This window comes from Oleiphilus sp. HI0086 (assembly GCF_001635225.1).
The window spans coordinates 24,447-33,781 of record NZ_LWFZ01000167.1 but is presented as its reverse complement, the minus strand read 5'-3'; the positions used below and the strand labels follow the sequence as shown (position 1 = coordinate 33,781).

Here is a 9,335-nt window from a genome sequence, read left to right as displayed (position 1 = left end):
TATTATTTCTATATCATTGGTTCTTGTACTTTCTGATTTAAATTATGTACTTTCGGGTAAGATATGTTTTGGATGAAAAAAACGCTTATAAGAGGGGCGATAAAAGAACATGCACATAATATGCATGAGTTTCTCGTCTGCTTGAGTGGGGGCTTATTAATTGAAGATAGTCTAGCAACATATACACTAAAACAAGGAAGCGCGATCTTTATTCCTTGTAATATGGTGCATAAAATTACCATTTTTGATGGCGAGTCAGCATGTAGCGAAGTACTGCTTGCTTGTATCAAACCCGCCACACTCGACTTAATGCGTTCGCCATGCAATAACGACTTTATAGAAAAACTAAAGCAAGAAACGACACTGTCTCATTCCAATAATGATCAGGGCGACAATCTAGAAAGATGCATTCAAGAAGTTGATGCACTCTCGATGTCACCTTCTCTTTTGAACCAATCATTTGCGGAAAACTGCTTTATAAAAATGCTGCTTCTACATATGGAGAGGCTGCATCAAGACACAGCTCTTTCTAAAATCAGTTTCGATCATATTGATCACATTACTGCATGGGTCAGACGGCATTATGTCGAAGATATCAATTTAGATGATTTGAGCAAGAGGTTTTCAGTATCTCGGAGCCAGCTTACACGAAAATTCAAGCAGAAGTATGGGTTCAGTCTAATTGAGTTTGTTCTGCAACTGCGTTTCGATGATGCTGCAAAGCAACTCGCGTTTTCTAAAAAGGACATTACTCGCATTGCCCTAGACATAGGATTCAATAATCTCAGTCACTTTCACAGGCAGTTTAAAAAACGTTTTGGCATGACGCCGCTTTCTTTTCGTAATATGACCGCTCAATCGAGTTAGACAATTGCTTAGCCAAGTATTTATAACAAAACAGAGTTTCATCACATGGTCTAGACTGTTCGTTCTAAACTCTAATAATGTTGCCAGTTAGTTTTATTTTCGCTTATGTCTACAAATCTTTATACATTCGATCGGGGTTTTATCTTCATCGTGACATGGCTGTCATTTAATATCTGTCAGGCTGCTGGAATTGTCGATATAACGCTTCAAGATCAAAATGGCCAAGCACTTGTCGATGGTGTCGTTTATTTTCAAGTCGAATCTGAATATGCTTCCTTGTCTGGCAATAAGCGTATTCCATCGAACTTGATAATGGATCAGAAAAATAGGCAATTCGCCCCTCATGTATTGATTGCTCAGGTCGGTGATTTAGTGAGCTTTCCGAATAGCGACAATATTAGACATCATGTTTATTCGTTTTCAGAGCCAAAGCGCTTTGAAATAAAGCTTTACGCCGACAAGCCGGAATCTCCTATCAAGTTTGAAACGCCAGGCGTCGTGGCACTAGGGTGCAATATACACGATTCAATGCTTGGGTATATTTTGGTTATAGATACACCTTATGCAAGCAAAACAGACAGTAAAGGTCGAGCGAGTTTGGCTGTGCCGGAAAAAGTGCCATCAGAGTTTTTTGTATGGCACCCTCTGTTAAAAAACACTGCAAAGCCTCTTAAGGTGTCTGAGTTTGATGTGAATTCTCCACAAACCGTAGTCATTGAGATCAAATCAACGAAAAATACTAAGTTTAATAAGAAGCGCTGGCGCTGACGACCAAGTGAGATAGAAGAATGAATTATGCTCCGAAATTCTGTATTGCATTAGTAATTTTGATCTTGTTTTTTACAAGCTCTGTTAATGCAGCGGGTAGTAAGTTATTGGGTACTTCGGGTGTTACCTCTATCGAAGGTAGTGCAGGAGGAGGTTTAATTCCTTGGGCGCCGTTAGGGGGGGACGCTACTAGAGACGAGCTAGGTTTCAGCATAGTCGCAAGTGAAGTGGACGTTGATGATTATAATATGAGCGTGCACGGAGCTTTGATTAATTTTCGAGACCGTATCGAATTCAGCTTCGCTCATCAGGACTTTTATGTTGATGCATTATCGCAATCGGTGAGACAAAATATTATTGGTCTGAAGGTTCGACTTTTTGGCGATTTGGTTTATGACACATTACCGGTAATCAGTATCGGTACACAGCAAAAAAGACTCATTGATGCGGGTGTGATCAATCTTGTTGGCGCTAAAGATAGCAGCGGAACTGATTTCTATCTAAGTGCTGCAAAAGCGTGGATCGACGGATTGTTTCATCATACTAGCTTTGTGAATGCGAATATTCGCTACAGTAATGCAAATGAACTCGGTTTGCTCGGTTACGGCGGCGATAATGCAAGGTCTAAGTTTTTATTCGAAACAGCGCTGGGCGTTTTCGTCGGTAACAACGTTGCTTTGGGTGTTGAGTTTAGGTTCAATCGATCGCAGATGAGCAAATTTCTAAACTAGTTCTCGAGTATGAGCATCGTTTACAAAGCTTTGAGGATCAGCTCAGCCAGAAAAGTTCAGACATTGATGATAACCGAAAAGCGCTGGCGCTTACGCAAGAGGTTCAATCTCTTTGGCTCAGGGCGGGACAAGATACAAGCCCCAGCAATCGAATCTCAAGTTATGATGACATTTTGAAGATCAAGCCCGATGACTGTGAAGCTTTGACCTACAAGGCGGATGCGGTATTAGAAATCAATGAGCCACAATGGGCCGCAAACCTATGCCAGCAAGCTTTAGAGCTTGATCCTGACAATGGACATGCATTTTATCAGCTTGCCTGTGCTTATACGGCACTGCAGCAATATGAGGAGGCGCTTTCCTATTTATCTAACGCAATTGCTAAAAGTGATAGCTATCGAGATGAGGCTACTAAGGATGACGCTTTAAAAGCGTTGCGTACGCACCCTTCGTTTGAGGAAATGATAAAAAATACACTAGAAGATCTATGACAGCCGGTATTCTGAGCCTTAGAGCAAATAGCTTCCTGTTAGTTGTAGCAATGCTGCTGGGTTCAACATTTTGTGCGTCTGCGCCAAAATATTCAACGCTGGATATATATCAGTTGAGTAGAGAAGTGTCCGCGCAAACTGGCTATACCATTATTTTTAGTCCGCGAGTTAGAAGTCAAACAAAAGTTTCGATGTTGCTCAGCAAGAAAATTAATCCAGAGAGCCTTTATAGTATTTTTTTATCAGTGCTTAACGTTCACGGGTATGCTGCTATTCGTGATGCAAATCTGATCAAAATTGTACGAGAAAGGAAGGCTCGGTATATGTATTCCAGTGACTAAAACCCAAACCACATACTTTACCTATTTGTCGTTCCGTGAACCGTTAAGGTGAGGTGTTTCTAAGCAGTTTTATCTTTTGAAACTATTATTTGCGTATACTTAACAATACAGAAATGGTGAATTTATATTCAAATATGGTTTGACTTTGTTTTGCATTAATAAAACCAATACTTGAGCAGCACGCCTTGTGGTGTATCTCGCCATTGCCGTGTGACAAGGAAGCCTTGTATCGAATCACTCATGTAAGAGGCTTAATGAACCAAGTCATTCAGTCGGCGTTCTGTGATGATCAGGGAGATCATTTTCTTCATTTTGTCTCTAACAATCTCGGCTTCTTTATGGAGTTGCTGATTGCGCTGCTCCTTATTGTCGCTCAGTGTTTTCAAGCTTAGGCTTGGCTGGTACCGTGCAAAGCTCATATACAGCTTGGGAATCTTCTTTTTGACCGGCTTGGGAATACTAAGTGTTCTTGAATGCTTAATCGTCTCGTGCATATGTTGAGGAAGCCACTTGAATAGAGGCTCTAAGCGTCGGTCTAACTTAATTGGCATGGCCCAGCGATCAGAGCCGTGATGGACGGCGATTAAAACCGGGCACTGGTTAACGAGTGCCAGCTCAATAAAGCGAGGGCTGAGAAAAGGAAGCACCGCAACGCCGTCGCCAAAATTACACAGCTCGCCCTCGGGCATAATAACGCAATCAGTAAAGCCTTCTTCTTGTAATAATACACAGGCTTCATCAAAACCTACTCCGTGGTTAATCTGCGTGAGAAAGCTAAGTAATTGTTTCGCGATGGGCAGCTCGTAAAACTTTCGCCAGGTGATACCGAAGGGCGAACGCTTCTCTCCACCATGCTTTTGCATGGAATCTGCCAGGCCAACCAAACCTGCCAGCGCACCCATCATCGGCCCATGATTTAGCGCGATAATTAAACGCGGCTCCTGAGCCAGAATCGTATCAAGGTCTTCAGAGGACTTCGCTATTACGACATCTTTGATATAAAGCGTTTTGAGTAAGCGTTTAACGAAGTGGAAATCTTTGACGGTTCTCATAGAGTGCTTCGGTTTTGGTTTAGAGCTTCTATTCTAACCTCAATTGGGAAAAGGGTTGAGAAAATTTTCGCTCTCTCTTTTATAACCAATAGGAGGTAAGTCATTACCTACTCTTATCAGCCTAAGCTTGCCAATAATTGATCTAAGTCAAACGAGATTGATTCCTATTAAGCTTCAATGGTATTCATTAAGTTCTATTGATAGCCTTTAGATACGAATCATTCCTATTATTGTTTGTGAGGTGAATCTTGATGACGCAAAGCTTAAGTATGGATCGATTATCAGAAGGTCAGAACGCAACCATTACACAGATCAGTGGCGGTAAAAGCCTTGCCAGAAAAATGATAGGGCTTGGTTTGCGTGTGGGTGGTGAGGTCTGCTTGCTCCAACGTCGCCGACACGGTTTGGTTCTCGCAAATCGTGGAACGAGAATCGCCTTGGGCGATAGTATTGCCCGTCATCTTAAAGTTTCTCCTTGCTAGCAGCTTCAGAGGCCTAAGCCTATGTTAACCATCGCTCTGGGTGGCAACCCTAATTGTGGTAAGTCAGCCCTTTTTAATCAATTTACAGGAATTAGACAAACCACAGGTAATTGGCCTGGCGTAACGGTTGAGCGCAAAGCAGGGCGAACAAAGTTGCTAGGAGACGAGGCAAACGTTGTCGACTTGCCAGGTATTTACTCGCTGGATGCATCGTCTCTGGATGAAAAAGTTACCCGGGACTATCTTCTCTCTGCCGACGCTGACCTGATCGTTAATGTGGTTGATGCCTCGAATCTTGAGCGTAACCTCTATTTCACTGTGCAATTACGAGAAATGGGCGTTCCAGTGGTCGTGGCGCTGAATATGATGGATGTTGCCCGCAAGCGTGGCATTAGTCTCGATGTTGAACGCTTAAGCGAAGCCTTATGTTGCCCGGTGGTGCCTATCGTCGCCGTGACAGGGGAAGGCTTGAAAGGTTTGGCTAGCGCGATCAAGTACGAGTTAAGTTCCAGCGAGCAGAGCTCAATCGAGCTGGTACATGAAGACTTGGTTGAGCAGGCAATCCTATCCGTTTCCGGCTATCTACCAGCTACTGTTAAAGCAAACGAACAACGCTGGGTCGCGACTAAGCTTTTGGAAAATGATAGCGCTGTATTGGGCGCAATTGAATCGGCTGGTCAAAAAGAGCTGCTATCAAGGGTTTCCCATTGGCAGAGCAAGATTGAAGAAAGAACCGGGGAAGACGTCGACATACATATTGCTGATGGGCGCTTTAATCATGCACATTGCTTATCGCAAGAGGTAATAAAGGAAGCTGGTGTCGTGGGCAAGAATCTATCTGATAAGATAGACCATATTGTACTCGGGAAGCGCTTGGGAATCGGTATATTCTTACTGGTTATGTATGCGATGTTTACCTTTACGATCAACGTTGGCGGTGCCTTTATTGACCTCTTCGATATGGGCGTGGGTGCAATTTTTGTTGATGGCACTGCGCATCTGATGGGGCTGCTTGGCTTGCCTGAATGGAGCAAGGTGTTTTTGGCAGATGGTATTGGAGGGGGCATTCAGGTTGTCTCTACCTTTATTCCTATTATTGTTTGCTTGTATTTGTTTTTATCCGCACTTGAGGATAGCGGCTATATGGCACGCGCAGCCTTTGTGATGGATAGAGCTATGCGTAAGATTGGTCTGCCAGGTAAAGCCTTTGTACCGATGATCGTTGGTTTTGGTTGTAATGTTCCCGCTGTCATGGCGACGCGAACCCTCGAAAACCAGCGAGAAAGAAAGCTTACTATTTTGATGAATCCTTTTATGTCATGTGGTGCGCGTCTACCTGTATACGTATTGTTTGCGGCGGCCTTCTTTCCTGACAATGGTCAAAATCTAGTGTTTATTCTTTATTTGGCAGGTATTGCTGTTGCTGTTCTAACGGGTTTAATTATGCGTAAAACCCTTCTTCAGGGCGAAAGCAGCGGTTTTATGATGGAGCTGCCTCCTTATCACTTGCCCACCTTAAAAGCCGTATTATTAAGAACCTGGGATAGAGTAAAGCTTTTCATCCGCGATGCCGGGAAGGTGATTGTTCTGATGGTGCTGGCGCTAAATGTGCTCAACTCGATTGGCACGGACGGCTCTTTCGGGAATGAAGATTCTGAAGACTCGGTCTTAAGCGAAGTGAGCAAAACGCTTACGCCGATGTTCTCTCCTATGGGCATTAGTGAAGAAAATTGGCCTGCTACGGTTGGCATCTTTACCGGGGTCTTAGCTAAAGAAGCCGTTGTGGGCACCTTGGATTCACTATATGGGCAATTAGCGAGCGAAGGTGAAGCGCAAGAGCAGGGCTTTGATCTGGGAGCTAGCCTGAGTGAAGCATTGGCAACAGTACCGGAAAACTTTTCTGCTATAGGGGATATGCTGTTTGATCCCTTAGGCTTAGATGTGGGCGATATCAGCAATATCGATGCCGCCGCTGAAGCACAGGAAGTGAGCCGTGGAACCTTTGGCGAAATGGTCGAACGTTTTAATGGCCAAGCAGGCGCTTTCTCTTATCTGCTATTTATTTTGCTCTACTTTCCTTGTGTGGCGACGATTGGTGCAATTGTCCGCGAAACCGGGCGTTCCTGGGCGGGCTTTGTTGCATTGTGGACAACAGGTGTCGCCTACTTTAATGCCACCGCGTTTTATCAACTTGCGACCTTTACTCAGCATCCTATAAGTTCTGCCGCACACTTAGCCGTTATTTCAGCCTTGTTTGCTCTGGTCATAGTGGTTTTAAGAAGACAGGGCGATGAGGATGAAGCTATCGCGTCCAAGCTTCAGCCTGAGGGTGCTTTATTATGATTTTGTCTGATATAAAAGCGTATTTGCAGCAGTGTCAGCAGGCGAGTCTGGAAGATATCGCTTTGCACTTTGACAGCAGTGTCGAGGCCGTTAGAGGGATGCTGGATATTTGGCTTAGAAAAGGGCGGGTAGAGCATTGTCTGGCGAATGATATTTGCGGAATATCATGTCGACAGTGCGACTCGCCATCGATGCAAATCTACCGCTGGAAGGGGGGCGAGTCTTCGTTAGCAACGATCCCTCTCAGAATGTGTGACTAGTGCTATCGTAAGGCGAGTCGATTACTTAGGCATGATGCACTCTTCTCGATGAGGAGAGGTATGGCAGCGTATTTTCCATAATAAGGATAAAGCGCGGGCATCAAAGCGATCTGTAACCTTAAGCGTTAAACGAATATTCTTGTAGAAATCCTCTAACTCATCTTTGGTCGACTGGTCGGTTCTGATCCAATATTTTTTGGGGATCTGTTTTTCGGCATTGTTAATAAGGGTGGAAATATTATTCATCCGGTTAACAATATAGTGGCGCATTTTAGTACCGAAGTCTTCGCTAAACTCAGACTTGATAGAGATAGCCTGGAGCATGCCGTAAAACAAGCGTATATCAAGAATTCCCCCTCGCTCGCCAAGACCTTTATATAGTTCGAAGGTGTTATAGGCTAGCGCGGGCATGAGGACGATATCCAGTCCTCCATTGTTAAAATGCTCAGAGAAATTTGAAAGTGTCACCTTGATAGGAACCGCCCCCGAGAGTTCTGCAAACATGCGCGTTTGGATGTCGCCATTTAGCACCGCAAGAGTTTTACCCTTAAAGTCATTGATTCCTTTAATTTTCTTGTCGTTTACGAAAGCGAACATGGAGCCAACGGGTAGTGAAGCGACGACTTCATAGTCACCGTCCGACATTAATTCAACGGCTTTTGGGGAGGTAATGGCTGCCAGAGTTTTATGAAGTTTTCGTTCCGAGGTAATGCCGCCAATGGCATCGAGAGTGCCGGCAAATTGTACAAAGTCTCGTGACAGAATTGCAGTAACGATGCCGATATCACACTTACCTTCCTTAAGATCTGAAGCCACAAGATTTTCATCTTCATAAGCAATAAATGACAGGTCGAGCCCCCAGGTTTGGGCAATCGGGGTAAGGTCTGAGAAGAATGCAATGACTGGGCCGTTCTGGCCAACTGGGTCCCATGTGCAAACAGTTTTCTGCTCGAGTTTTGCTGAATGAGCGCTGACGCAGAAAAGAGAAAGTAGCGATATAATGAAAAATCTAGGGAACATTGTGAAAAGCAGTCCGTATTTGCTTCGGTGTAAAAAATATAGGCGCTATTGTATCGCAGCATTGAAAGCTATGCAGTGAATCAGGTCGAATTCTTTGCTTAACGACGAAAGAGACTTTATATCCGTTTCACAACTATGACTTAAAGCACTTAACAAATTACAGAGGAAGGTTTAAGGTTCCGCGCTATAGACTTGGAGTAAGAGAATCTCCTGGCGAGTGATGTAATATGGATAGAATACGCAAGAGGTATGGATGAGTAGGGCTGTTTCGAGTATCAAGGGTCGCTGTATGCGCGAATGCAGGAAGAGTCTTCGTCTTGTTATATATTGCGTGTTGGCTTGTGCATCCTCGTTGGTTGGTGCCGAGCCTCCCGAAGGGCTGGACTTTATTGGTGGCTATTATGAGAAAGGTGAGTATAAGTGTTATGCGGAGCCTTGCTTTACAATTCATAAAGGAACCGAGGCAGCTGCTGCGAAAGACCGGCCTTTTTCCCCAAGAGATTGGCAACCTAGAACACGAAGTTGCCAAAAAGCTTATACACAAGCGCTGGCAACAGCGAGTACAGTCGATATTCGCTATGCCAAAAAAGGTGACTGTGTTTTCGTTGTCGAAGGCGAATGGCTTGACCCCTATACCACCGAAGTTATTACTGAGTTAGGTGATATCGCACTAGATCAGTTGGTGAGCTATAGAGAAGCCCACCGTTACGGTGGTGCGTACTGGTCTCATGCTCAACGTATGGAGCTGGTGAGCGATTCAGATAACATCGTGCCGGTAGCTTCCATGAGCAAAAAAGCCCGCGCAGGGAAGTCGCCGACCCAGTGGATGCCCGAGAACAAAGCTTATTGGTGTGACTATATCGTGCGCCGAGAGATTATTCAGCGCAAGTATAAGCTTTATCTGCCAAGAGAAGAGCGCGAATTTCAGCAGGAAATTAAAAAACTCTATTGCAAGTACTAGCTGAAATGATAGCGGCTCA

The 9,335-nt window shown here is 44.3% G+C and carries 12 protein-coding genes; 9 read left to right on the top strand and 3 right to left on the bottom strand.

Annotated features, from left to right (window positions below; translation table 11 throughout):
- The first annotated feature begins 72 nt into the window (after window positions 1-72).
- The 5 genes from A3756_RS02410 to A3756_RS02390 all read left to right on the top strand — a co-directional run bounded on the left by A3756_RS02410 (window position 73) and on the right by A3756_RS02390 (window position 3,198).
- Window positions 73-867 carry an AraC family transcriptional regulator gene (locus A3756_RS02410; protein ID WP_068552843.1) on the top strand — a complete coding sequence of 265 codons (795 nt, stop codon included), beginning with the start codon at window positions 73-75 and terminating at the stop codon, window positions 865-867.
- A gap of 150 nt (window positions 868-1,017) precedes the next feature.
- Window positions 1,018-1,635 carry a methylamine utilization protein gene (locus A3756_RS02405; protein ID WP_082865046.1) on the top strand — a complete coding sequence of 206 codons (618 nt, stop codon included), beginning with the start codon at window positions 1,018-1,020 and terminating at the stop codon, window positions 1,633-1,635.
- A 20-nt stretch (window positions 1,636-1,655) separates the two neighbouring features.
- The gene (locus A3756_RS02400; protein WP_068552840.1) at window positions 1,656-2,366 is read left to right on the top strand and encodes a DUF3034 family protein; all 711 of its coding nucleotides are present in this window, start codon (window positions 1,656-1,658) and stop codon (window positions 2,364-2,366) included.
- A 173-nt stretch (window positions 2,367-2,539) separates the two neighbouring features.
- On the top strand, window positions 2,540-2,857 hold the full coding sequence (locus A3756_RS27060; RefSeq protein WP_068507689.1) for a tetratricopeptide repeat protein: 318 nt from the start codon (window positions 2,540-2,542) through the stop codon (window positions 2,855-2,857).
- Window positions 2,854-3,198, top strand: coding sequence for a hypothetical protein (locus tag A3756_RS02390; protein ID WP_068507691.1), 345 nt, complete (start codon window positions 2,854-2,856; stop codon window positions 3,196-3,198). The genes A3756_RS27060 and A3756_RS02390 overlap by 4 nt, the downstream gene beginning before the upstream one ends.
- 155 nt (window positions 3,199-3,353) lie before the next feature.
- Here the strand turns inward: A3756_RS02390 and A3756_RS29150 are convergent, their stop codons facing one another.
- Both A3756_RS29150 and A3756_RS02385 read right to left on the bottom strand, forming a co-directional pair.
- On the bottom strand, window positions 3,354-3,440 hold the full coding sequence (locus A3756_RS29150; RefSeq protein ID WP_368664562.1) for a hypothetical protein: 87 nt from the start codon (window positions 3,438-3,440) through the stop codon (window positions 3,354-3,356).
- 9 nt (window positions 3,441-3,449) lie between these two features.
- Window positions 3,450-4,250 (bottom strand): hypothetical protein, encoded by an 801-nt coding sequence (locus A3756_RS02385; protein WP_068552838.1) that lies wholly within the window; start codon window positions 4,248-4,250, stop codon window positions 3,450-3,452.
- A gap of 251 nt (window positions 4,251-4,501) precedes the next feature.
- Between A3756_RS02385 and A3756_RS02380 the strand changes: the two genes are divergently transcribed.
- Genes A3756_RS02380 through A3756_RS02370 form a run of 3 tightly spaced genes read left to right on the top strand, consistent with a single transcriptional unit; the run spans window position 4,502 to window position 7,335 of the window.
- On the top strand, window positions 4,502-4,732 hold the full coding sequence (locus A3756_RS02380) for a FeoA family protein (RefSeq protein ID WP_068552836.1): 231 nt from the start codon (window positions 4,502-4,504) through the stop codon (window positions 4,730-4,732).
- Between the two features lie 21 nt (window positions 4,733-4,753).
- On the top strand, window positions 4,754-7,075 hold the full coding sequence (gene feoB, locus A3756_RS02375; RefSeq protein WP_068552834.1) for a Fe(2+) transporter permease subunit FeoB: 2,322 nt from the start codon (window positions 4,754-4,756) through the stop codon (window positions 7,073-7,075).
- Entirely contained in the window at window positions 7,072-7,335 is a 264-nt protein-coding gene (locus A3756_RS02370) for a FeoC-like transcriptional regulator (protein WP_068507697.1), read from the top strand. Before feoB ends, A3756_RS02370 begins: the two co-directional genes overlap by 4 nt.
- A 21-nt stretch (window positions 7,336-7,356) precedes the next feature.
- Here A3756_RS02370 and A3756_RS02365 read toward each other — a convergent pair whose 3' ends face one another.
- The gene (locus A3756_RS02365; protein ID WP_068507699.1) at window positions 7,357-8,355 is read right to left on the bottom strand and encodes a putative solute-binding protein; all 999 of its coding nucleotides are present in this window, start codon (window positions 8,353-8,355) and stop codon (window positions 7,357-7,359) included.
- 253 nt (window positions 8,356-8,608) lie between these two features.
- Between A3756_RS02365 and A3756_RS02360 the strand changes: the two genes are divergently transcribed.
- A complete protein-coding gene (locus A3756_RS02360) occupies window positions 8,609-9,316 on the top strand; it encodes a hypothetical protein (RefSeq protein ID WP_156490203.1) in 708 nt (235 codons plus the stop codon).
- Window positions 9,317-9,335 lie beyond the last annotated feature (19 nt).